The sequence below is a fragment of the Streptomyces sp. NPDC017940 genome (assembly GCF_044328435.1).
In the GTDB taxonomy this organism is placed as follows: Bacteria; Actinomycetota; Actinomycetes; order Streptomycetales; family Streptomycetaceae; genus Streptomyces.
This window is the reverse complement of the sequence record NZ_JBIRHJ010000003.1, coordinates 310,600-332,964: the sequence shown is the minus strand read 5'-3', so window position 1 is coordinate 332,964 and position 22,365 is coordinate 310,600. Positions and strand designations below refer to the sequence as shown.

General features: G+C 71.9%; 22 protein-coding genes. 10 read left to right on the top strand and 12 right to left on the bottom strand.

The annotated features are described in order from the left end of the window. Positions 1-3 precede the first annotated feature (3 nt). Entirely contained in the window at positions 4-636 is a 633-nt protein-coding gene (locus ACH4DX_RS11610; protein WP_398154938.1) for a DUF1003 domain-containing protein, read from the bottom strand. After that, on the bottom strand, positions 623-1,900 hold the full coding sequence (locus ACH4DX_RS11605; RefSeq protein ID WP_398120321.1) for a magnesium transporter MgtE N-terminal domain-containing protein: 1,278 nt from the start codon (positions 1,898-1,900) through the stop codon (positions 623-625). The genes ACH4DX_RS11610 and ACH4DX_RS11605 overlap by 14 nt, the downstream gene beginning before the upstream one ends. A 253-nt stretch (positions 1,901-2,153) precedes the next feature. On the opposite strand from ACH4DX_RS11605, the gene ACH4DX_RS11600 reads away from it, so the two are divergent. Further along, positions 2,154-2,924, top strand: coding sequence for a hypothetical protein (locus tag ACH4DX_RS11600; protein WP_398155255.1), 771 nt, complete (start codon positions 2,154-2,156; stop codon positions 2,922-2,924). Between the two features lie 87 nt (positions 2,925-3,011). On the opposite strand, the gene ACH4DX_RS11595 is transcribed toward ACH4DX_RS11600, so the two are convergent. Continuing rightward, positions 3,012-3,527, bottom strand: coding sequence for a hypothetical protein (locus ACH4DX_RS11595; RefSeq protein WP_398154937.1), 516 nt, complete (start codon positions 3,525-3,527; stop codon positions 3,012-3,014). A gap of 44 nt (positions 3,528-3,571) precedes the next feature. Continuing rightward, the gene (locus ACH4DX_RS11590) at positions 3,572-4,687 is read right to left on the bottom strand and encodes a magnesium and cobalt transport protein CorA (RefSeq protein WP_398120325.1); all 1,116 of its coding nucleotides are present in this window, start codon (positions 4,685-4,687) and stop codon (positions 3,572-3,574) included. A gap of 480 nt (positions 4,688-5,167) precedes the next feature. Between ACH4DX_RS11590 and ACH4DX_RS11585 the strand changes: the two genes are divergently transcribed. After that, the gene (locus ACH4DX_RS11585; protein ID WP_398120327.1) at positions 5,168-5,752 is read left to right on the top strand and encodes a suppressor of fused domain protein; all 585 of its coding nucleotides are present in this window, start codon (positions 5,168-5,170) and stop codon (positions 5,750-5,752) included. An 18-nt stretch (positions 5,753-5,770) separates the two neighbouring features. On the opposite strand, the gene ACH4DX_RS11580 is transcribed toward ACH4DX_RS11585, so the two are convergent. Beyond that, complete coding sequence (locus ACH4DX_RS11580; RefSeq protein WP_398154936.1) at positions 5,771-7,075, bottom strand: MFS transporter; 1,305 nt, start codon at positions 7,073-7,075, stop codon at positions 5,771-5,773. Positions 7,076-7,272: 197 nt separating this feature from the next. Between ACH4DX_RS11580 and ACH4DX_RS11575 the strand changes: the two genes are divergently transcribed. The 3 genes from ACH4DX_RS11575 (at position 7,273) to ACH4DX_RS11565 (ending at position 10,882) form a co-directional block, all read left to right on the top strand. Next, positions 7,273-7,914 (top strand): DUF6758 family protein, encoded by a 642-nt coding sequence (locus ACH4DX_RS11575; protein ID WP_398155254.1) that lies wholly within the window; start codon positions 7,273-7,275, stop codon positions 7,912-7,914. A 1,285-nt stretch (positions 7,915-9,199) separates the two neighbouring features. Further along, complete coding sequence (locus tag ACH4DX_RS11570; RefSeq protein WP_398154935.1) at positions 9,200-10,075, top strand: PHP domain-containing protein; 876 nt, start codon at positions 9,200-9,202, stop codon at positions 10,073-10,075. Between the two features lie 204 nt (positions 10,076-10,279). Then, positions 10,280-10,882: a MarC family protein gene (locus ACH4DX_RS11565; RefSeq protein WP_030560588.1), complete on the top strand. Its 603-nt coding sequence runs from the start codon at positions 10,280-10,282 to the stop codon at positions 10,880-10,882. 136 nt (positions 10,883-11,018) lie between these two features. On the opposite strand, the gene ACH4DX_RS11560 is transcribed toward ACH4DX_RS11565, so the two are convergent. Then, complete coding sequence (locus tag ACH4DX_RS11560) at positions 11,019-11,171, bottom strand: hypothetical protein (protein ID WP_016644538.1); 153 nt, start codon at positions 11,169-11,171, stop codon at positions 11,019-11,021. 216 nt (positions 11,172-11,387) lie between these two features. On the opposite strand from ACH4DX_RS11560, the gene ACH4DX_RS11555 reads away from it, so the two are divergent. Next, positions 11,388-12,314, top strand: a complete 927-nt coding sequence (locus ACH4DX_RS11555) for an NYN domain-containing protein (RefSeq protein WP_398154934.1) — start codon at positions 11,388-11,390, stop codon at positions 12,312-12,314. Here ACH4DX_RS11555 and ACH4DX_RS11550 read toward each other — a convergent pair. Next, positions 12,308-13,204 carry an alpha/beta fold hydrolase gene (locus ACH4DX_RS11550; RefSeq protein ID WP_398154933.1) on the bottom strand — a complete coding sequence of 299 codons (897 nt, stop codon included), beginning with the start codon at positions 13,202-13,204 and terminating at the stop codon, positions 12,308-12,310. The genes ACH4DX_RS11555 and ACH4DX_RS11550 overlap by 7 nt on opposite strands. Positions 13,205-13,698: 494 nt before the next feature. Further along, on the bottom strand, positions 13,699-15,402 hold the full coding sequence (locus ACH4DX_RS11545) for a DEAD/DEAH box helicase (protein ID WP_398154932.1): 1,704 nt from the start codon (positions 15,400-15,402) through the stop codon (positions 13,699-13,701). Positions 15,403-15,868: 466 nt separating this feature from the next. Here ACH4DX_RS11545 and ACH4DX_RS11540 point away from each other — a divergent pair, with 466 nt between their 5' ends. Beyond that, complete coding sequence (locus ACH4DX_RS11540; RefSeq protein WP_398155253.1) at positions 15,869-16,663, top strand: ferritin-like fold-containing protein; 795 nt, start codon at positions 15,869-15,871, stop codon at positions 16,661-16,663. A gap of 240 nt (positions 16,664-16,903) precedes the next feature. Here ACH4DX_RS11540 and ACH4DX_RS11535 read toward each other — a convergent pair whose 3' ends face one another. The 4 genes from ACH4DX_RS11535 to ACH4DX_RS11520 all read right to left on the bottom strand — a co-directional run bounded on the left by ACH4DX_RS11535 (position 16,904) and on the right by ACH4DX_RS11520 (position 18,874). Continuing rightward, on the bottom strand, positions 16,904-17,176 hold the full coding sequence (locus ACH4DX_RS11535) for a hypothetical protein (protein WP_398120340.1): 273 nt from the start codon (positions 17,174-17,176) through the stop codon (positions 16,904-16,906). Between the two features lie 271 nt (positions 17,177-17,447). Then, positions 17,448-17,675: a DUF3107 domain-containing protein gene (locus ACH4DX_RS11530; protein WP_398120342.1), complete on the bottom strand. Its 228-nt coding sequence runs from the start codon at positions 17,673-17,675 to the stop codon at positions 17,448-17,450. Between the two features lie 146 nt (positions 17,676-17,821). Next, complete coding sequence (locus tag ACH4DX_RS11525; RefSeq protein WP_398120344.1) at positions 17,822-18,463, bottom strand: TetR/AcrR family transcriptional regulator; 642 nt, start codon at positions 18,461-18,463, stop codon at positions 17,822-17,824. 180 nt (positions 18,464-18,643) lie between these two features. Beyond that, positions 18,644-18,874, bottom strand: a complete 231-nt coding sequence (locus ACH4DX_RS11520) for a hypothetical protein (RefSeq protein ID WP_398154931.1) — start codon at positions 18,872-18,874, stop codon at positions 18,644-18,646. 243 nt (positions 18,875-19,117) lie between these two features. On the opposite strand from ACH4DX_RS11520, the gene ACH4DX_RS11515 reads away from it, so the two are divergent. From ACH4DX_RS11515 to ACH4DX_RS11505, 3 genes are all read left to right on the top strand, one after another. Then, a complete protein-coding gene (locus tag ACH4DX_RS11515; RefSeq protein ID WP_398154930.1) occupies positions 19,118-20,161 on the top strand; it encodes an alpha/beta fold hydrolase in 1,044 nt (347 codons plus the stop codon). An 8-nt stretch (positions 20,162-20,169) separates the two neighbouring features. Continuing rightward, positions 20,170-21,777: a DUF3152 domain-containing protein gene (locus tag ACH4DX_RS11510; protein ID WP_398154929.1), complete on the top strand. Its 1,608-nt coding sequence runs from the start codon at positions 20,170-20,172 to the stop codon at positions 21,775-21,777. A 93-nt stretch (positions 21,778-21,870) separates the two neighbouring features. After that, on the top strand, positions 21,871-21,963 hold the full coding sequence (locus tag ACH4DX_RS11505; protein WP_343040134.1) for an Ms4533A family Cys-rich leader peptide: 93 nt from the start codon (positions 21,871-21,873) through the stop codon (positions 21,961-21,963). Positions 21,964-22,365: the final 402 nt, after the last annotated feature.

The window sequence follows — 22,365 nt, the reverse complement described above, 5'->3', positions numbered from 1 at the left end:
CTCTCAGCGGTCGCCTACATCACGCGGCCCACCGCTCTCGGCCGGGAATACGGGCCGTTGCTCCTCCAGCTCCCTGACCAGGTCCTGGAGTTCCGAGCGGATCCAGTCCCGGGTGGCGACCTCGCCAAGGCCGAGGCGCAGGGCGGCGATCTCCCGGGTCAGGTACTCGGTGTCCGCGATGGACCGCTCGTTGCGCTTGCGGTCCTGCTCGTGGGTGACGCGGTCGCGGTCGTCCTGGCGGTTCTGCGCGAGCAGGATCAGCGGGGCCGCGTACGAGGCCTGGAGGGAGAGCATCAGGGTCAGGAAGATGAACGGGTAGCTGTCGAAGCGCAGGTGGTCGGGGGCGGAGACGTTCCAGACGACCCACATGATGATGACGACCGTCATCCAGACGATGAAGCGTCCGGTGCCGAGGAACCGCGCGATCCGCTCCGAGAGCCGCCCGAACGCCTCCCGGTCGTAGTCGGGGAGCAGCTTGCGGCGCGGCGGCCGCGGCTGGTCGAGCCGGAACCGCCCGAGCCCGTCCCGCTCCCGGCCCCGGCCCTCCCGCTCCCGGCCGCGGCCGTCCCGCTCCCGCCCACGGTCCCGCTCCCGGCCGCGCGGCTCCCGCTCCCGGTCCCGTTCAGCCGCCGCCATGACCCGTACCCTCCTGGAGGTGCAGCTCCGTCTCGCGCCAGTCCTCCGGCAGCATGTGGTCGAGCACGTCGTCGACGGTGACCGCGCCGAGCAGCGAGCCGCCCTCGTCGACCACCGGCGCCGAGACCATGTCGTACGCGGCGAAGAAGCCCGCCACCACCGGCAGCTCCGCGTCCGGGCGCAGCGGCCGCAGGTCGTCGTCGATGATCGAGGCCACCAGCGTGTACGGGGGGTCCCGAAGCAGCCGCTGGAAGTGCACCGTGCCCAGGTACTTGCCGGTCGGGGTCTCGTCCGGCGGTCGGCACACGTACACCTGGGCGGCGAGCGCGGGGGAGAGGTCCCGGTTGCGCACCCGGGCGAGGGCGTCCGCGACGGTGGCGTCCGGGCGCAGCACGATGGGCTCGGTCGTCATCAGACCGCCCGCCGTGCGCTCCTCGTACGCCATCAGACGGCGCACGTCGGCGGCGTCGTCGGGCTGCATCAGGGTGAGCAGGCGCTCCTTGTCGTCCTCGGGCAGCTCGGCGAGCAGGTCGGCGGCGTCGTCGGGGTCCATGGCCTCCAGGACGTCGGCGGCACGTTCCTCCTGGAGCTTGCCGAGGATCTCGATCTGGTCGTCCTCGGGAAGCTCTTCGAGCACGTCGGCGAGCCGGTCGTCGGCGAGTGCCGCCGCGACCTCGGCGCGCCGCTTCGGCGACAGGTGGTGCAGCACGTTGGCGAGGTCGGCGGGGCGCAGCTGCTCGAAGGTGGCGAGCAGCCGCTCGGCGCCCTGGCCGTGCTCCTCCAGGGAGAAGCCCGCGACGGCGGACCAGTCGACGGTGAGCGCCTCACCCCTGCGCCGGAACGCCCCGCCCTTGCCCTTGCGGACGAAGAGCCGGTCCACCTCCCAGTCCCTGCGGGCGGGCAGCTGCCGCACGGAGACGTCGAGGACCGTCACCTCCTCGCCGCTCTCCACCAGGCTGACCCGGCGGTCGAGCATCTCGCCGATGACCAGCCGCTCGGTGGGCCGCTGCTCGAAGCGCTGCACGTTCAGGACGCCCGTCGTGATGACCTGGCCGGACTCGATGCCGGTCACCCGGGTGATGGGCAGGAAGATGCGGCGGCGCGTGGCCAGTTCGACGACGAAGCCGAGCAGCCGCGGCGGTCTGCGGTCCGCCCTGAGCATGGCGACCAGATCGCGCACCCGGCCCATCTGGTCGCCGTTCGGGTCGAAGACGGCCGTACCGGCGAGGTGCGAGACGAAGATCCGGGGCGCGCTCCCTGCCATGTGCGGCGCCTCCCTGCTGCTCGCTACCGTTCGTCCGCCGGGCCATTTCGTTCTTTGGCATCATTTGTACGGTCTGCCGTACGGGCCTCAGGCTAGCCGGTACCCGGCGCATCCGCGCTGGTGGGGCGTCCGGACGGACTGGCTCCGAGCCACCCGGACGGCACCGGTACGCTGCGGTACGCCAGGCCGTGGTCCGCTGCGGCCGCAGCCGTAGAGGACGTACGCACGAGAGGCAGCGCCACCTGTGACTGCGATGCGACAGGCCCGCCGTACGCGAAGGGCCGCCTGGGTGGGCACGGTGTGCGCCGGGCTCGTGGTGGGCGGCGCGGGCCTGACGGGCTGCGGCGGCGGCAGCGAGGACCCGGACGCGGGCACGAACGGCGTGGGCAAGCTGTCCGCGACGAAGATCCAGGGCGAGACGCAGCAGGCCGCCAAGGGCGCCACCGCCGTACGGCTCTCCGGCACGCTCGTCAGCAAGGGCCGGACGTACAAGCTCGACATGCGCCTGAAGGACTCCGGCGGCACCGGATCCGTGACCTCCAAGGGCGGAACCTTCCAGCTCCTGAGGGTCGACAAGCACCTGTACCTGAAGGCCGACGCGGACTTCTGGACGCACCAGGGCGAGTCCGGCGGCCAGGGTGGCGGCTCCCCCGCGGACCGGGCGGCGGCGGAGAAGCTCGGCGGCAAGTATGTGAAGGTGCCGCCGGGCGACCCCGCGTACCAGCAGCTGAGCGGTTTCACCGACAAGGGCCTGATGCTCGACGGCACGCTCACGCTGCACGGGGCGCTGTCCAAGGGCGACCGCGTCGGGTCCGGCGCCCGGCGGGTCATCAGGATCGCGGGCGACGAGGGCGCGGGCGGCACCCTGGACGTGTCCCTGGCGGGCAAGCCCTATCCGCAGCGACTCCAGCGGGCGGGCGACGCGGGGACGCTGCGGCTCACGGAGTGGGGCAAGGACTTCCCCCTGGAGGAGCCGGGCCTGAACGAGACGGTGGACTACGGGAAGCAGCTGCCGACGTCGTGAGCGGTCGGCGCCCCGAGCAGTTCACCTCGTACGGGTGCGTACAGGTGCTTACGGGTGCCTACGGCCGCTTACGACTGCTTACGGGGCTCAGCGCCGCTTGCGTGTGAAGAGCAGCCGCGGCAGACCCGGGGGCACCGGCTCGCGGGTCGTCGCCCGGGTGGGCAGCGGGGCCGCCGCCAGGGAGCCGTCGGGCAGGTCCGTGCTCGCGTCCTCGGGGGCGAGCCGCAGCACCCGGCACTGCTCGGCCCAGCGCTCCACCATCCGCTCGCCGTCGGGGGCGTTCAGACGCTTGCCCTTGAGCTCGGCGACGGCCGCCTCCCAGGCCTCGGAGCGCGGCGCGAGCTCGGTCACCGTCGCCGTCCAGGAGACCACCCGCCCGCCCTTGTCCTTGCTGCGTACGGTGATGTCGGCGCGGGCCCCGTCCACGAGGTCCGGCAGCGGCTGCTCGCCGGGGCCGTCGCCGACCACGTGGGCGGCGCCGTCGGTCCAGACGTGCCACAGCGCGCGCACGGGGCCCGGGCCGCCGACCCAGATGAGCCCCGACTTCTTCGTGGCCTCCTCGACCAGGGCGCGGCCGAACAGCGCGTCAGCGGTGGCAGTCATGCGGCCACTTTAGTCCGGCCGGGCCCCTCCGGCCGAGGGAGGCGCTACAGCCAGCCGTTGCGCTTCAGGGTGCGGTGGATCGAGTAGCAGGCCACGCCGATGAGGCCGAGCACCATCGGGTAGCCGAACCGCCAGTGCAGCTCCGGCATGTGGTCGAAGTTCATGCCGTAGACACCGCAGACGGCCGTGGGCACGGCGATGATGGCCGCCCAGGACGTGATCTTGCGCATGTCCTCGTTCTGCGCGACGGCGGCCTGGGCGAGGTTGGCCTGGAGGATGGAGTTGAGCAGTTCGTCGAAGCCGAGCACCTGCTCCTGGACGCGCGCGAGGTGGTCGGCGACGTCGCGGAAGTACTTCTGGATGTCGGGGTCGACGAGCCGCATCGGCCGCTCGCTCAGCAGCTGCATGGGGCGGAGCAGCGGCTGCACGGCCCGCTTGAACTCCAGGACCTCGCGCTTGAGCTGGTAGATCCGCCCGGCGTCGACACCGCGCGAGACGCCTTTTCCGGTGGCCGCGAAGACCTCGTTCTCGACGTCGTCGATGTCGACCTGCATGGCGTCGGCGACGGCCAGATAGCCGTCCACGACGTGGTCGGCGATGGTGTGCAGGACCGACGAGGGGCCCTTGGCGAGCAGCTCGGGCTCGTCCTGGAGGCGGCGCCGCAGCGCGCGCAGCGAGCCGTGCCCGCCGTGCCGCACCGTGATGAAGAAGTCCCGGCCCGTGAAGCACATGACCTCACCGGTCTCGACGATCTCGCTGGTGGCGGTCAGCTCGGCGTGCTCGACGTAGTGGATGGTCTTGAAGACCGTGAACAGCGTGTCGTCGTAGCGCTCCAGCTTGGGGCGCTGGTGGGCGTGGACCGCGTCCTCCACGGCCAGCGGGTGCAGCCCGAACTCGGCGGCGATACCGGCGAACTCGGCCTCCGTGGGCTCGTGCAGACCGATCCACGCGAAGCCGCCGTCCCGGCGGACCTGGAGCATGGCCTCGTGCGGGGTGAGAGTGTCGTCACAGGCGACGCGGCGGCCGTCGCGGTAGACGGCGCAGTCCACGACCGCGGAGACGGAGCTGGGGTCGCGGGTGGTGTCGTACGAGCTGTAGGACGCGCTGTCCTTGCGCAGGGCGGGACGGACGGCGTCACGCAGGTCGCGGATCATCGACATGGGCAGGCTCCTTCGACGAAAGGGCCGCCTGCGGCGGGTGGAACTGCCCGGAATGGGGACGTCCTGCTGGTGTCTGTGGCACGTCCACAAAGCGGGGAGCACCGCACCGTCGCGGTGGCAGCAACGCTACTGATGCAGATCAGGTGAAACGCGGTGCTCTTCCGTCATGTGCGCTCACGCCGGGTGCGGAGAGGTGATCCACGAAAGGCCGAGCGCACGGCCGCAGCGACGCTGCTGCGGGAGATTCAGCGGGCGGAAGAGCGAGTGGTACTGCACGGTCGACTTCGATCCACTGCAGCCCCACCTCCTCCGGCCGGTCCCCCGTGGGGGAAGTCCCAGGCGCGTAGCGCCGTCTCCTGCGTCCGGGCTTGAAGGCGACGCTTCTGCGTGCTGCCCGGGTGCCAGCGGCCAACAGTATCAGCCGACCGGTACGTCAAGTCTCCACCTCTACCCATCCCTGACGAGTTCTATGCTCGCGTCATGGCTGATGTTCTTGCTCTGGTCGAGGCCCGGCTGCGCGGTGGCCTCGGGGAACCGGACGCGCGCGCGGCGGTGACGTTCCTCGGTACGGACCGCGTCGAGGTGCTGCGCTTCCCGGACGGGGACGTGGTGCGGTACGCCACGCTCGGTATGTCCGTCCACCCGATGACCGATCCCACGGCGGTGCTCACCGACCCGGTGCGGGGCCCTCGCGCGGAACTCGTCCTCTCCGTACGGGGCGGCCTCGCCGAGACCGACAAGGTGCTGCGCCCGCTGGCCGTTCTCGCGGCCTCACCGCAGGTGGAGGGGCTCGTGGTCGCGCCGGGCGCCTCCCTCGACGTGGGTGAACCGCTGTGGCCCGGCGCCTCGTTCACCTCGGTCCTCGTCGCGGAGCCGGGCGGCCTGGTCGAGGACCTGGAACTGGACGCGCCCATGGACCCCGTCCAGTTCCTGCCCCTGCTCCCCATGACGCCCAACGAGGCGGCGTGGAAGCGGGTGCACGGCGCGCAGGCGCTCCAGGAACGCTGGCTGAACAGCGGTACGGACCTGCGCGACCCCCTGCGCCGGTCCGTACCGCTCGACTGAACGGCACGCCCCGCCGGGTCAGTTGGCGAAGACGGTCACGCCGTCCTCCGTGGCGTGCCGCGGTTCGAGGTCCTCGGCCTTCGTGGTGAGCGCGTCCCTGCGCGCCCACACCACGCCCGCGCCGAGCAGCGCGGTGACGGCCGCGACGACGAACGGGATGTGGATGTCCGTCCACTCCTCGATCTTCGGCGCGAAGTACGGGGCCGCGGCGGCCGCGAACCAGCGCACGAAGTTGTACCCGGCGCTCGCCACGGGCCGCGGCGCGTCCGAGACGCCGAGCGCCAGCTCGGTGTAGACGGTGTTGTTCACGCCGATGAAGGCGCCGGACAGGACGGTGCAGACGACGGCGGCGCCGTGGCCGCCGTACCCGAGCACCAGGACGTCCGCGGCGAGGAGCACCAGCGACCCGCCGAGCACCCGCAGGGACCCGAACCGGTGTTGCAGCCGCGGCGCGACGAGCACCGAGAACACCGCGAGCAGCAGACCCCAGGCGAAGAACACCGCGCCCGACCGGTAGGGGCTCATGTCCAGGACGAACGGCGTGAAGGCCAGGACCGTGAAGAACGTGTAGTTGTAGAAGAACGCGGACGCCGCGGCCGAGGCGAGGCCGCCGTGCCCGAGCGCCTTGAGCGGGTCCAGCAGCGAGGTCTTGCGCGCGGGCCTCGGCTGCTCCTTCAGGAACACCGTGACGCACAGGAAGCCGACGGCCATCAGGACCGCGGTGCCGAAGAACGGGTACCGCCAGCTGGCGTCGCCCAGCACTGCGCCGAGGAGCGGTCCGCAGGCCATGCCGAGGCCGAGCGCGGACTCGTACAGCAGGATCGCGGCCGCGCTGCCCCCGGCGGCGGCGCCGACGATGACGGCGAGCGCGGTCGACACGAACAGCGCGTTGCCGAGCCCCCAGCCCGCGCGGAACCCGACGAGTTCGCCGACCGATCCCGACGTGCCCGCGAGCCCGGCGAACACCACCACGAGCGCGAGCCCGGCGAGCAGGGTCTTCTTGCCGCCGATGCGGCTGGAGACGAAGCCGGTCACCAGCATCGCGACGGCGGTGATCAGGAAGTACGAGGTGAAGAGGAGGGAGACCTGGCTCGGCGTGGCCTCAAGGCCCTCGGCGATGGACGGCAGGATCGGGTCGACGAGGCCGATGCCCATGAACGCCACGACCGACGCACCCGCCGTGGCCCACACCGCCTTCGGCTGCCGCAGCAGGTTGCCGGCCCCGGCCTCGAAGGGATCTCGGTGTGCTCCGTCCGCGGGAGGCGCTCCGTCGGTGGGGTGTGCTCCGTCCGCGGGGACGGGGGCGGCCGTGGGGGTGGTCATCCGCAGCTCCTTCGCATGCTTCCGGCAAGGATCGTTGATGTATACACATATTAAATTAGCTGCCCTAACTAATGCAAGCTACATCTACTTTTCCCCGGTGACGGGCACGGGAAAGTGGACGGAAGTGTGGTGGAGGCGGCCTCCGGACGGGTGATCGTCCTTGACGGGGCGCCCCCCGGGGAGGACCGTTGAGCGCTATGAGGGGCGAACCCAGTTGCCCGAAGTGTGGTGGCCGGGTCCGGGCTCCCGGCCTCTTTGCCGACTCCTGGCAGTGCGATGTGCACGGCACCGTGCACCCGCTGCAACCCGTGCTCCCGCCCAGCGTCGAGGCTCTCCAGGTCGTGGTGCACCGCAGCCAGGTGCCCGTGTGGATGCCGTGGCCGCTGCCCGTCGGCTGGCTCTTCACCGGAGTCGTCTGCGCCGGTGACGACCGCAGTGGCGGGCGGGCCACCGCGGTGGCCTGCTCGGGCCCCGCGCCGCTCGGTGGTGTCGGTGAACTGGTCCTGGTCGCGGAGGAGCTGGGGGTCGGGCTCGGGGCCAGGTACGCGGGCATCGACGGGCCCGATCCCGGCCCCTCCATGAGCGCCGGCAAGCCCGCCCAGACCAAGGTCCTCGCGGCCGGGCGGCCCACGGCCATGTGGCACGTGCCCGGAGTGCCCGACGACCGGGCCGTGTTCGCGGGCGAGGCGCGCGGGCTCTGGCTGTGGGCCATCGCCTGGCCCGAGCAGTCGGGGCTGCTCATGTACGACGAGATGGTCCTCACGGATCTGCGGGACGCCGGCGCCGAGGTGGATCTCCTGCCGTGCGGAGCTCTGTCCCCCCGGCTGCTCACACCGTAGGGCCACCGCCACCCGCCCCCTCCCTCGCGGGACGCCCCAGACCCGCCCCTTCCCGAACCAGGTGGCTCGGCGCCCCCTGGGACCCCGCCTCTTCCGGCGCTGCGCGCCTCGTCCTCAAGCGCCGGACGGGCTTGGGGGGTGGGTGCCTCGTGGGGGTGGGTGGGGTGTCACCGCCGGGTGGGGGTTTGTCGCGCTGACGCGCTCGTCCTCAATCGCCGGACGGGCTGGGGGGTGGGTGTTGTGTGGCTGGGTGGAGAGTTGCCGCCTGGTGGGGGTTTGTCGGCGCTGCGCGCCTTGTCCTCAAGCGCCGGACGGGCTTGGGGGGTGGGTGCCGCGCGGGGGTGGGTGGGGTGTCACCGCCCGGTGGGGGTTTGTCGCGCTGACGCGCTCGTCCTCAAGCGCCGGGCGGGCTAGGGGGTGGGTGTCGCGCTGCGCGCTAGCCGTCACGCGCCGGGCGGGCTAGGGGGTGGGTGTCGCGCTGCGCGCTAGCCATCACGCGCCGGGCGGGCTGAAGGCTGGGGGTGCCGTGCTGACGCGCTCGTCGTCACGCGCTGGACGGGACGGGGGTTGGGGGTGCCGGGCTGACGCGCTAGCCGTCATGCGCCGGACGGGCTGGGGGGCGGGGGGTGCCGCGCTGCGCGCTCGCCATCGCGCATCGGACGGGCTATAGGGCGGGGGCGCCGGGGTGATGCGCTAGCCGTTACGCGCGTCGGACGGGTTGGGGGCCGGGGGTGTCGCGCTGCACGCTCGCCGTCAAGCGCCAGACGGGCTGGGGGCTGGGGTGTCGCGCTGACGCGTTCGTCGTCGCGCCGCGCGGGCTGGGGGCTGCGGGTGTCGCGCTGACGCGCTCGTTCTTGCGCCGGACGCGCTAGGGGGCTGGCAGGGCCGCGCTGACGCGGTCGTCGACAAGCGTTGGGCGGGCCGGAGCTCGACGCCGGGGGATCATCCAGCCTGTCCGGCGTTTGAGGACAAGCGCGTCAGCGCGGGAAAGGGGGGGCGGGTGGGGAAGAGCCCGTCCGGCGATTGAGGACGAGCGCGGAGCGCGTGGGAAGGGCGGGTGGGTGGGGAAGAAGGCCCGTCCGGTGACCGACGACGAGCGCGTCAGCGCGGGGGGTGGGCGGGCGGGTGGGGGAGACAACCCGTCCGGCGCTCAAGGGCGAGGTGCGGAACGTGCCGGTGCGGGGGGCGAGAGGCGTGGAGCCCCAGGCGGGGGCGGGGGCAGGGGGTGCGGGCCGGTAGGCTGGGGGCGTCAACCGCCAAGTCCCGAGAAGCGTGGAGCCGCAGCGTGCGCATAGACCTGCACACCCACTCCACCGCATCCGACGGCACGGACACCCCCGCCCAACTGGTCCGCAACGCGACCACCGCGGGCCTGGACGTCATCGCGCTGACCGACCACGACACCACGCGCGGCCACGCGCAGGCGATCGCCGCCCTCCCCCCGGGCCTCACCCTCGTCACCGGCGCCGAGCTGTCCTGCCGCCTCGACGGCGTGGGGATGCACATGCTGGCGTACCTCTTCGACCCCGACGAGCCGGAACTGGCCCGGGAGCGCGAACTCGTACGCGACGACCGGATCCCGCGCGCGCAGACCATGGTCCGCAAGCTCCAGGAGCTCGGCGTCCCCGTGACCTGGGAGCAGGTCGCGCGCATCGCGGGCGACGGCTCGGTGGGCCGCCCGCACGTCGCGGAGGCCCTGGTCGAGCTCGGCGTGGTGGCGAGCGTCTCCGACGCCTTCACACCGCAGTGGCTCGCGGACGGCGGCCGCGCCTGCGCCGAGAAGCACGAGCTCGACCCGTTCGAGGCGATCCGCCTGGTCAAGGCCGCGGGCGGCGTCACCGTCCTCGCGCACCCGGCCGCCGCCCAGCGCGGCAGGACCGTACCCGAGTCGGCGATAGCGGAGCTGGCCGCGGCCGGTCTCGACGGCATCGAGGTCGACCACCCCGAGCAGTTGGCGTACGCGCCGGAGTCGGGACCCCGGCTGCGCGCCCTCGCCGCCGACCTGGGCCTGCTCGTCACCGGCTCCAGCGACTACCACGGCAGCCGCAAGAACGTCGCCCTCGGCGAGTTCACCACCGACCCCGAGATCTACGGCGAGATCACCCGCCGGGCCACGGGCGCGTTCCCGGTGCCGGGCGCGGGCGGACACCCGGCCGCGTAACGAACCGCCGGGAGCCGCGGAGCCGCCGGAAGACGCGGAGCCGTCGACCGCGCACCGCACGGCTCCCCGCGCACCCGCACCACCACGACCTACCGCGCACGCACGACGCACGCGCGCCCCGCGAGCACCCGCACGCCCGCGCCCCCCGGCGCGACGCACCGGCGCCCCCTGTTCCGTACGACTCTCATCTGCAAGGCCATCACTGTGTTCGACGTCGCCGTCTTCGGATCCCTCTTTCTCACCCTTTTTGTCATCATGGACCCCCCTGGGGTCACGCCGATCTTCCTCGCGCTGACCGCGGGCCGCCCCGCCAAGGTGCAGAAGAAGATGGCCTTCCAGGCGGTGTGCGTGGCCCTCGGGGTCATCACCGTCTTCGGCATCGTCGGCCAGCAGATCCTCGACTATCTGCACGTCTCCACGCAGGCGCTGATGATCGCCGGTGGTCTGCTCCTGCTCCTGGTCGCGCTCGACCTGCTCACCGGCAAGACCGACGAGCCGCAGCAGACCAAGGACGTGAACGTCGCCCTCGTACCGCTCGGCATGCCGCTGCTCGCGGGGCCCGGAGCCATCGTGCAGGTGATCCTCGCCGTGCAGCACGCCGACGGCATGGAGCAGGTGTCGGTGTGGGCGGCGATCCTCGCCATCCACGTGGTGCTGTTCCTGGCGATGCGCTTCTCGCTGCTGATCATCCGCGTCATCAAGGACGGCGGGGTGGTGCTCGTGACCCGGCTCGCGGGCATGATGCTGTCCGCGATCGCGGTGCAGCAGATCATCAACGGTGTGACGCAGGTGATCCGCGGCGGTTGAGCCGGCCGGGTGACCGCACGACCGCGGTCCGTCGCCTCGGTGAACCCACGCACCACGCACAGAGCCCTGTACGGCACCGGTCGATCTCCGGTGGCGTCCAGGGCTCTGAAGTGTGGGATGAGGCCGTTCGGCGCCGTTATGAGGCCGAGGCGTCGGCCGGACGGATGTAGAGGCGCTGCCCTATGGCGGCGGCTTGCTGCACGATCCGGTTGACGGAGGCGGCGTCCACGACGGTCGTGTCCACGGCGGTGCCGTCGACGTCGTCGAGTCGCATGATTTCGAAGCGCACGGGCTTCTCCCTTCGTCTGGTGATCCTCCTGAAGGAGAACTGCTTGCTACATGAGGGTGCAACGGCTTGACCCGTTCAAACATTCCCTACGCTAAAGAAAATTTTCGCGTGGCTAATGAACATGGCTTTTCGTGACGGTAACGCGGCTGGTTGTGTTCGCTCCGTCATGGTCACCAGTTGTGCCCGCCGTGTGACGGACGGAACAATGCGTTCTGTATGGACATGGACGAGACCATTGACGAGAGCGACGGCACCGAGAGCGGCATCACCGCTTGCCTTGAGCGCACCAACGGACTCCTGGAGCGCATGCTCGCCGAGGTGGCCAAGACCCCGTCCACGCACGCGATCTTCGTGGACGCCGGATATCTGTACGCCGCCACCGGACGGCTCGTGACGGGCACCGAGGACCGGCGGGCCTTCGAACTGGACGCCGAGGCGCTGATCGACGCGCTGATCGACAAGGCGCGCACCATCTTCGCGGACAGCAGGCTGCTGCGCGTGTACTGGTACGACGGCGCGCGGCGCCGCATCCACACGGCGGAGCAGCAGTCGATCGCGGAACTCCCCGACGTCAAGGTCCGCCTCGGCAACCTCAACGCCAACAACCAGCAGAAGGGCGTCGACTCCCTGATCCGCTCCGACCTGGAGTCCCTGGCCCGGCACCGGGCCATCAGCGACGCGGCCCTGATCGGCGGCGACGAGGACCTGGTCTCGGCGGTCGAGGCCGCGCAGGGGTACGGCGCCCGCGTCCACCTCTGGGGCATCGAGGCACCGGACGGCCGCAACCAGGCGGATCCGCTCCTGTGGGAGGTCGACAGTCAGCGCACGTTCGACGCGGACTTCTTCAAGCCGTTCGTCACGCGCCGCCCCGCCGTACCGTACGAGCCCCCGGCCACGGCGCTGCGGCCCTCGCGGGACGACGTGCGCTTCGTCGGCGCCCAGATCTCCGCGAAGTGGCTCTCGGCACGCGGACGGGAGGCGCTGGTGGGCCTGCTGCCCGGCCACCCCTACCTGCCGGGATCGGTCGACCAGGAACTCCTGGTCGAGGCCGAGCGGCTGCTCGACTACTCCCTGCGGGGCCAGTCGGACCTGCGGCGGGTGCTGCGGGACGGCTTCTGGGACCACCTTCAGAAGTGCTACTGAGCGCAGTCGTCCCAGAAGGCCGCGAGCGCGGCGGCGGTGGCCTCGGGGCGGTCGGTGTTGGGGGAGTGCTCCGCGCCCGCGACCACCGTGCGATGGGCGCGCAGGCGGCGCGCCATGTCGTCGAGGAGCGGCACCGGCCAGGTGTCGTCGCGCTCACCGGACACCACGTGCTTGGGCAGCGGTACGGCGGCCAGCTCGTCGACGCGGTCGGGTTCGGTGCGCAGCTGCTCGCCGGTGGCGATGAGCTGGGCCGGGTTGTTGCGCAGCCAGCGGGTGCGCAGCGCGTCGTCGTCGGCGGCGTACGGGGCGGCGGCGGTATCGGTCCCGGATCCGGTCGCCGTGTCCTCCGGAGGCTGTGTGGCCTGCATGGCTTGCCACACCACGGCCATGGGGTGGGCGGCGACGGCGTCCGTGAGGAGCGCGGCGCGGGCCCGCTGCGAGGGCGAGACGCGGGCGGGGCCCGACGCCATGAGGGTGAGCGAGGCGAAGGTGTCCGGGGGCGCGAGGAGAACGGCGGCGCGGGCCACCAGACCACCGAGTGAGTGGCCGAGCAGGTGCGGGGGCCCCTGGCCGGGGGTGTGGACGGCCGCCGCCTGGGACAGGACGTCCGCGGCCAGCTCCTTCTGTGCGTACGCGGAGACGTCGTCAGGGCCCGTGGACTCGTACTGGCCGCGGCCGTCCACGGCGACGGTGCGGTAGCCGGCCTCGGCGAGGGGGCGGAGCAGGGCGACGAAGTCCTCCTTGCTCCCCGTGTAGCCCGGCAGCAGCAGGGCGGTGCCCTTGACCTCGCCGGTCGGGTGGGTGTCGAGCACGGCGAAGTCGCCGCGGGCCGTAGGCAGCGGGTACGCGAGGGTGCCCGCGGGCGGGGTGAAGGTCGGGGGCCTGCTCATCCCCCGAGGCTACTGGCCGCAGGCCTCAACCCGGCTGCTACCCCCGCCCCCACTGCCGGTCACCGCCCCCACGGGCTGCGCCCACCGCGGTGCCCTTGCCCTTCGCCCCCGGGTTGCCGCGGTCGCGGGCTGTGCCCACCGGGGTGCTCCTTGCCCCGGCCCTCGGTTGCCGCGGTTGCGGGCTGTGCTCACGGGGGTGCCCCTTCCCCCCGCTCCCAGTTGCCGCAGTTGAGGGCTGTGCCCACCCGTTCCGCCCCTGGCGGACCAGATGCCCACAGCGGGGGGGTGCTGCGGGCTGTGCCCACGTGCTCCGTCACTGGCGGGCCAGGTGCCCGCAGCGGGCGGCGGTGTCGCCTTGGCCCGGGGGGAGTGTCGAAGCTGCGGGGTGACGGGTGGGTGGGTGGGAAGCGTCCCGTCGCGGAGCGGCGGGGACGAAAAAACACCCGCACCCGGGGACCAAAGGGGCCCCCAGGCACGGGTGGAAGGAGCGCAGACTAGCTGTCGGCGGAGTCCGCGGACTTACGGGTCCGCCGCCGCCGCGGCTTCGCAACCGGAGCGGCAGAGGCAGCAGAAGCAGCCGAAGCAGCCGAATCCTCCTCGGCGGCAGCCGAGGTCACGGCGGCAGCCGGAGCCGCAGCATCACCGGACCGCGTCCGCCGCCGCCGCCGAGGCGTACGCGGCGCGGCGGCCTCCTCGGCAGCACCGGCAGCATCGACGACAGGAGAGGCGGACCCGGCGGCAACGCCGACGGAAACCGCGGCGGCAGCGGACGGCACCGCCGAGGCGTCCGCCCCGGCCCCGGCCTCGCCGGCCACCGCCTCGCCGGACAGAGGCGCACCGGCACGCGTACGCCGACGCTGCCGCGGCGCACGAGCGGCCCGCTCACCCTCCTCGGCCTGCGGCCGCCCACCGGCGCCGGCACCGGCACGCTCACCGGCACCCCGCTCACCACGACGCGCGCCATCCCGGGCACCGGAGCCCCCGCGACCACCACCGCCGCGGGAACCGGTCTCGCCCAGGTCCTCGATCTCCTCGGCGTCGAGCCCGGCACGGGTGCGCTCCGTACGCGGCAGGACACCCTTCGTACCGGCGGGGATGTTCAGCTCCTCGTACAGGTGCGGAGAGCTGGAGTACGTCTCGACCGGGTCGTTGAACTTCAGATCCAGCGCCTTGTTGATCAGCTGCCAGCGCGGGATGTCGTCCCAGTCGACCAGCGTGATCGCGATGCCCTTGGCGCCCGCGCGGCCGGTGCGGCCGATGCGGTGGAGGTAGGTCTTCTCGTCCTCCGGCGACTGGTAGTTGATGACGTGCGTGACGCCCTCGACGTCGATGCCGCGCGCGGCGACGTCGGTGCACACGAGCACGTCGACCTTGCCGTTGCGGAACGCGCGCAGCGCCTGCTCGCGCGCGCCCTGGCCCAGGTCGCCGTGGACCGCGCCGGAGGCGAAGCCGCGGCGTTCGAGCTGCTCGGCGATGTCGGCGGCCGTGCGCTTCGTACGGCAGAAGATCATCGCGAGGCCGCGGCCCTCGGCCTGCAAGATGCGGGAGACCATCTCGGGCTTGTCCATGGAGTGCGCGCGGTACACGAACTGCGCGGTGTTCGCCACGGTCTGGCCCTCGTCGTCCGGCGCGGTGGCGCGGATGTGCGTGGGCTGGGACATGTACCGGCGGGCGAGGCCGATGACGGCGCCCGGCATGGTCGCGGAGAAGAGCATCGTCTGGCGCTTCACCGGAAGCATGTTGATGATCTTCTCGACGTCGGGCAGGAAGCCCAGGTCGAGCATCTCGTCGGCCTCGTCGAGGACGAGGCACTTGACGTGCTTGAGGTTCAGCTTGCGCTGTCCCGCCAGGTCCAGCAGGCGGCCCGGGGTGCCGACGACCACGTCGACGCCCTTCTTGAGGGCCTCGACCTGGGGTTCGTAGGCACGGCCGCCGTATATGGCGAGGACGCGGACGTTGCGCGCCTTGCCGGCGGTCAGCAGGTCGTTGGTCACCTGCTGGCACAGCTCACGGGTGGGAACCACGATGAGGGCCTGCGGCGCCTCGGTCAGCCGGTCGGACTCGGCGCGGCCCGCCTCGACGTCCGCGGGAACGACGACGCGCTCGAGGAGCGGAAGGCCGAAGCCGAGCGTCTTGCCGGTGCCGGTCTTGGCCTGGCCGATGACGTCGGTGCCCGAGAGGGCGACGGGGAGCGTCATCTCCTGGATGGGGAAGGGGTTGATGATGCCGACGGCCTCCAGGGCCTCGGCCGTCTCGGGAAGGATTCCGAGCTCTCGAAAAGTCGTAGTCAGGGCAATGCCTCTTCTGTGAGACGCGGCGCGAGGCGAACGCTGGGGGTCGTGACCGTACCGGGGACTGCCGGCCGCCTGGGGAACGAACCCGGCGAGCCGGTGGTACGGGACCACTGCCGACGCTCGAGCGCTCACACCGCTGAGGGGGTCCCTCCGCATGCAGTACGCACAGTGCGTACCGCCCTGGAGGGCTGTCTGGTCGGAGCCGATCGGGCCACCGACCGGGCATCCTCATTCATGCGGCCCGACGAATATTCGGCGGGCGCATTACCACTGTACCCCGGAATCCCGCATGCGTGTCCGGCGAATTGCTCACGTTGCCGTCGTCACAGTGGTTGACCAGGCCCTTACGCCGTGCGGCGAGCGGGCTATTGTGCGCTTCATGGAGACGCCTGACACCGCCGCGAAGCCCCCCGAAGGCCCCGAAACCCCCGCAGGCTCCGGAGCCGCCGGAGAAACCGCCGCCGCCCCCACCGGGGTCGCCGCGCAGGACTGGAAGACGGCGTCCGCCGAGCCGCAGTACCGCGCCGCCGTCGTGGACCTGCTCGGCGCGCTCGCGTACGGCGAGCTGGCGGCGTTCGAGCGCCTCGCGGAGGACGCGAAGCTGGCGCCGACGCTCGCCGACAAGGCGGAGCTGGCCAAGATGGCGTCCGCCGAGTTCCACCACTTCGAGCAGTTGCGCGACCGGCTCGCGGCGGTCGGCGCGGAGCCCACCGACGCCATGGAGCCCTTCGTCGAGGCGCTCGACGGTTTCCACAAGCAGACGGCGCCGTCCGACTGGCTGGAGGGCCTGGTCAAGGCGTACGTCGGCGACTCCATCGCCAGTGACTTCTACCGCGAGGTCGCGGCGCGGCTCGACGTCGACACCCGCCGTCTGGTGCTCGGGGTGCTCGACGACACCGGACACGCGAGCTTCGCGGTGGAGAAGGTGCGGGCCGCGATCGACGCGGAGCCGCGGGTCGGCGGGCGGCTCGCGCTGTGGGCGCGGCGGTTGATGGGCGAGGCCCTGTCCCAGTCGCAGCGGGTTGTCGCCGAGCGGGACGCGTTGTCGACCATGCTGGTCGGGGGGGTCGCCGATGGGTTCGACCTCGCGGAGGTCGGGCGGATGTTCTCTCGGATCACTGAGGCGCACACCAAGCGGATGGCCGCGCTTGGCCTGGCGGCCTAGCCTTGCCGTGACGGTCACCGTCGGGTGTGGGGGAGGCCCCTGCCGGGGTGGCCGTCTGTCGCCCTGCGGGCTCGTCCTCAAGCGCCGGACGGGCTGATTCGCACCCGCCGGTGGGCTGGCCGGGCTTGTGGGAGTGACCGTTTATCGCCCTGCGGGCTCGTCCTCAAACGCCGGACGGGCTGGATTGGCCCCGGCGGGTGAGTTGGCTCGGGTCGGACGGGCTCATGGCGGCCGCCAGGCCTACGCAGGGGCCTGGCGGTGGCGGTGCAGGCGGTGGGTCGGGCGCAGGAGCAGGGAGAGCAGGGCGGCCGAGACGGCCAGGGCGCCCAGGAGGATCGCGGGCGGGTGGCCGGGGCCGAGTGCCATGTGTGTGATGAACGCGCCGACCAGTGCTCCGCCCACGCCGGTGGACAGCACGAGCGTCCGCGCGGGAAGCCGGTGCGGCAGTCGGCGGGCCGTCGCCCAGGCCAGGGCGAAGCCGATGAGTGCGGAGCCGAGTGCTTCGAGGATCACGGTGTGTTCCCTCCCTCGTGGCCAGGTGCAAATCGGTCGTAGCCGGTCTTACCCCCGGCTGTCGGAATACAACCCTCCAGCACCTGGTGCCCGGTCGACACGCTCGTACGCGGCCACATGCCGTGCTACGCGGCAACGTGTCGTCGTACGCGGCCACGTGTCGTCGTACGCGGACGGAACCGCATCCGCGCCGACGCACGGGCGCACAGCACGACGACGGCCCGGAAGCAGCTGCTTCCGGGCCGTCGTCGTGCTGTGCTCGCGCGTGGTCCTACAGGGCGCCGAAGCCCACCTTGCGCTGCGTCGGCTCGCCGATCTCCACATAGGCGAGGCGGTCGGCGGGCACCAGGACCTTGCGGCCGTGGTCGTCCTCCAGGCTCAGCAGCGGGGACTTGCCCGAAAGAGCCTCGGACACCGCGCTCTCGACCTCCTCGGCGCTCTGACCGCTCTCCAGAACGATCTCGCGCGGCGCGTGCTGCACGCCGATCTTGACCTCCACGCTTTGTCCCTCCGACGGTCAGTGATGTGCGCGGGCGCCCGCGCCGTACCCAGCACAGATTAGCCCGGTGAGGGGACAGGATCGGCGCCGGGCGTGCACGCCAGGAGCGAACAACGCCGGAGTGCGCGGTGGGAACAAACGCGCGGTCAGTGACCTTCCGTGCCGTGCAGCGGGAAGCCGGCGATGCCGCGCCACGCCAGCGAGGTGAGGAGCTGCACCGCCTTCTCGCGCGGTACACCGCCGTCGCTGTGCAGCCAGTAGCGCGCGACGACCTGGGCGAGGCCGCCGAGCCCGGAGGCCAGGAGCATCGACTCGGACCGGGAGAGGCCGGTGTCCTCCGCGATCACCTCGCAGATCGCCTCCGCACACTCCAGGGTGACCTTGTCCACGCGCTCGCGGACCGCGGGCTCGTTCGTCAGGTCCGACTCGAAGACGAGCCGGAACGCTCCGCCGTCGTCCTCCACGTACCCGAAGTAGGCATCCATCGTGGCCGCGACGCGCAGCTTGTTGTCGGTCGTCGACGCGAGCGCCGCGCGCACCGCTTGCAGCAGGTTCTCGCAGTGCTGGTCGAGCAGCGCGAGATAGAGGTCGAGCTTGCCGGGGAAGTGCTGGTAGAGCACCGGCTTGCTGACGCCCGCGCGTTCCGCGATGTCGTCCATGGCCGCCGAGTGGTACCCCTGGGCGACGAACACCTCCTGGGCCGCGCCCAGAAGTTGGTTGCGCCGGGCACGGCGCGGCAGGCGTGTGCCCCGCGGGCGCGCCGCCTCTGTCTGCTCGATGGCTGTCACGCCGCCTCCCGAAGTCGTCCTAGTGCTGCGGTGTGCGCCGCGTCGCCATCGTACTTTTCGGTAACTGCGATGTGTGCGGTGCGAGCGCAGAATTTCACGGACTGGATGCCACTGGCACGTCCCGCCGCCCTGCGTAGCCGGGCGAACACGGCCGGGCGCGAGCGTGTCGTGGTCCTGCCGTCAGCGGTAGTCGTCCTCGTCCAGGGACACCACGCGTGCCTGTTCGGCGAGGTCGGCCTCGTCGGCGGCGTTCTGGTCCGCGTCGTTGAGCGACTGGAGGGAGTCGTCCCGCTGGGGGGTGAGCTCGGTGTGCTGCTCGGCGGAGTCCGCCTCCGGAGTCTCAGGACCGGGCTCCCGCGCCGAAAGCTCGTCGGCCGTGAAGGTGTCGGGGTCGGTCGGATCGACGCTCATGTGGGCTCCTCGGCTCTCTTCCCTGGGTCTGCTTGCTGTGTCCCGCTCTCCTGGGGTTTCCCGGGGACTGGCTCTCATGCCTGGCGCCGCGCCCGGGGTGCGACCGGATTCCCGGTGGTGCGGTGGTTGCCTCGATCACCTCCGAGCCTAGGGAAGACCCGTGTGGGCCGCCACGCGATCCATAGGGGACCTGTGATGCCGAACACGTGATCCCGCGCGTGATCGTCTCGTAACATTGCCCGCATGTCTTCGTCCGAGTTGCCCGGCGCACTGGCCGCCGTGGTCCCCAAGCCGGGGGCCGTCGCCGTCGCGAAGGGCGAGCGACTCGACTCGGTCGCCCTGCCCGGACTCACCCTGACCGTGCGCTCGCGCCCCTCGGTGCGCCCCGGTCTGCCCCCCGCGCTGTTCGTGCACGGGCTCGGCGGGTCCTCGCAGAACTGGACGGCGCTGATGCCGCTGCTCGAGGACGTCGTGGACTGCGCGGCCGTGGACCTGCCGGGCTTCGGCGACTCACCGCCGCCGGACGACGGCGACTACTCGGTGACCGGGCACGCGCGCGCGGTCATCCGGCTCCTCGACTCCCGGGGCCGCGGGCCCGTGCACCTGGTGGCCAATTCGCTGGGCGGTGCCGTGTCGACGCGCGTCGCCGCGGTCCGGCCCGACCTGGTGCGTACGCTGACGCTGATCTCGCCCGCCCTGCCCGAGCTGCGGGTGCAGCGCTCGGCGGTGCCGACCGGGCTGCTCGCGCTGCCCGGGGTCGCCGCCCTGTTCACCCGGCTCACCAAGCAGTGGACGGCCGAGCAGCGGGTGCGCGGTGTGCTCGGGCTCTGTTACGGCGACCCCGGGCGGGTCACGCCGGAAGGTTTCGGCGCCGCGGTCCACGAGATGGAGCGGCGGCTCGCGCTGCCCTACTTCTGGGACGCGATGGCCCGCTCCGCGCGCGGCATCGTGAACGCCTACACCCTCGGCGGCCAGCACGGACTGTGGCGGCAGGCGGAGCGGGTCCTCGCGCCCACGCTGCTCGTGTACGGCGGACGCGACCTGCTGGTGTCGTACCGCAAGGCGCGCCGGGCCTCGGCGGCCTTCCGCGACTCGCGGCTCCTCACGCTGCCCGACGCCGGGCACGTGGCGATGATGGAGTATCCGGAGACGGTCGCTTCCGCCATTCGTGAACTACTGGCCGATTCGGGTGAGTTGACCGGTGCTGTTGAGTTGAGTGAGACACATGGTGTGCGCGATCGTGGCGATGTGATGAAGGACCACCACGATTCGGGTTCGAGGAGCTGAGGCGCGGCGTGGGACGTCATAGCCGCCGGGATCCGGCCGAGACCTCGGACACCACCAGCACCTCCGGCATACAGAGTGGCGCACCGAAGGCCCAGGTCGAGGGCCCCACACCCGGTTCCGGCCGCCGCAGGCGCGGCGGGGACGACGGCACGCCCCCGCACGGGGTGCCCCAGGCGGCCCCGCCGACCACGACGACGCCCCCGCACGGGGTGCCCCGGGTGGCTCCGCCGACCACGACGACGCCCCCGCACGGCGTGCCCCGGCACAAGCCTGCGCACACGCCGCCCCACGGCGTCCCCCAGCCCAAGCCTGCGCACACGCCCCCGCACGGCACCCCCCAGCACACCCCGCCCGGCGGCACCCCCCAGGTGCGCGGCGGGCATCCGGAGCAGCGTGAGCCGGGGGGCGGCTGGGGCGAGGTCGGGGGAGCGGCCCGCGGGGCCGGTGCCGGGACCGGCTACGGGGTGCCACCCCAGGGACGCGGGACTCGGGCGCGGGGCCCCCGGCAGGACTACGTCGACGCCTTCGGGGCCGACGAGATGATCGACGTCCATGACGACGACCTCGAGGACGGCTTCGACGAGGGCTTCGACAGCGACGTCGACGACGTGTTCGCCGCCGGTACGAAGACCGCGCCGCGCACGCCGCGCCACCGCGACCCGTACGCGTCCGTGACCACCTGGGACTCGGGCGGCTCCGACGGCGGCGGCCGCGACGGCACCGGCGACGGTGACGGCGGTGACGGCGACCAGGAACCCGCCGGAGACGGCGACCCCGGCGCCGCGCCGGGCCGCGGGAGGAGCCGCGGCCGCACCGTCACGGGCATCGCCGCCGCGGCTGTCACCACCCTCCTCGCCGTCGTCGTGGCCGGTCAGGTCGCCGACGGCGCCAAGGGCGACGGATCGCCCACCCGGGCGGCCGAGCAGGGCGGCAACCGCGACGGCCAGGACTCCGAGGCGTCCCGCTCGGACAACCGTCCCGCGCCCTCCGACCCCACGCCCCCGCCGGCCGCCCCGGCCACGTACGACGAGAAAATGGGCAAGAAGTATCCGCTGGACGCGAAACTCACCGCGTCCGGCGACTTCGACGCGGTCCGCGGATTCGCCAAGGCGCCGGGCAAGGGGCAGAAGTTCAGATACCGCGTCGACGTGGAGAAAGGCATGGCCCTCGACGGCGGACTCTTCGCGGATGCCGTGCAGAAGACCCTGAACGACGACCGGAGCTGGGCACACGGCGGTGCCAGGACCTTCGAGCGGATCTCGTCGGGTCACCCCGATTTCGTCATCACGCTGGCCAGCCCGGGAACGACGGCGGCATGGTGCGCCAAATCCGGCCTCGACACCTGGGAACAGAATGTGTCGTGCGACTCCGCCGCCACCGACCGGGTGATGATCAACGCTTACCGGTGGGCCCAGGGCGCTCGGACCTATGGCGACCGCATCCACCCGTACCGGCAGATGCTGATCAACCACGAGGTCGGCCACCGGCTCGGCTACGGCCACGTGGACTGCCGTCGTGACGGCGAGCTCGCGCCCGTCATGCAGCAGCAGACGAAGTTCCTGAACCACGACGGCATTCGCTGCAAGGCCAACCCCTGGTCCTTCCCGAAGAGTTGAGCCAGAGTTGAGCCGAGGGAACGGAAGCTGAACGCGGGGGACGAACCGGATCCCGCGTTGACATTCCGCGCGTCATCGACCATATTTCTCCGCATGTCGAGCCGTCACGCCTCCGTGAGCGCCGCCCTTGAGCTGGCGCTGTTCGGCGTGACCGCGCTCTGCGTGGCCGACATTCACTGTCGCTGACGCCCGCCCCGGCGAGTGCGTCGCGTCTTTTCCGTACGCTGCTGTCTCTCTTACCTGTGCTTTTCCGTGCCGTACGCCCTGACCGCTTGTGCGGTGCAGTCGGCGCGGCCGTCGGCAGGTCCGCGACCGCGGCAGGTGTGCGTGCCCCGGGGCGGGCGTTTCCGGTTCGGTTGAACCATTTCGCTGAACTGTCCGGCTGAACTGTCCGGCCGAATTGTTTCGCTGAGCCACTCAGCCGATCCATTCGGCAGATCCGTACAGCAAGTCTGTTCAGCGAATCCGTTCAGCACATCCGTTCAGTCGAGCTGAGCTGTCGAACTGTTCCGTCGAGCCGTTCAGTCGAGTCATTCCATTGATTCCGGCGAGTCCCGTCCCGATTCGCCTTCTTTCGCTTTCCGAGAG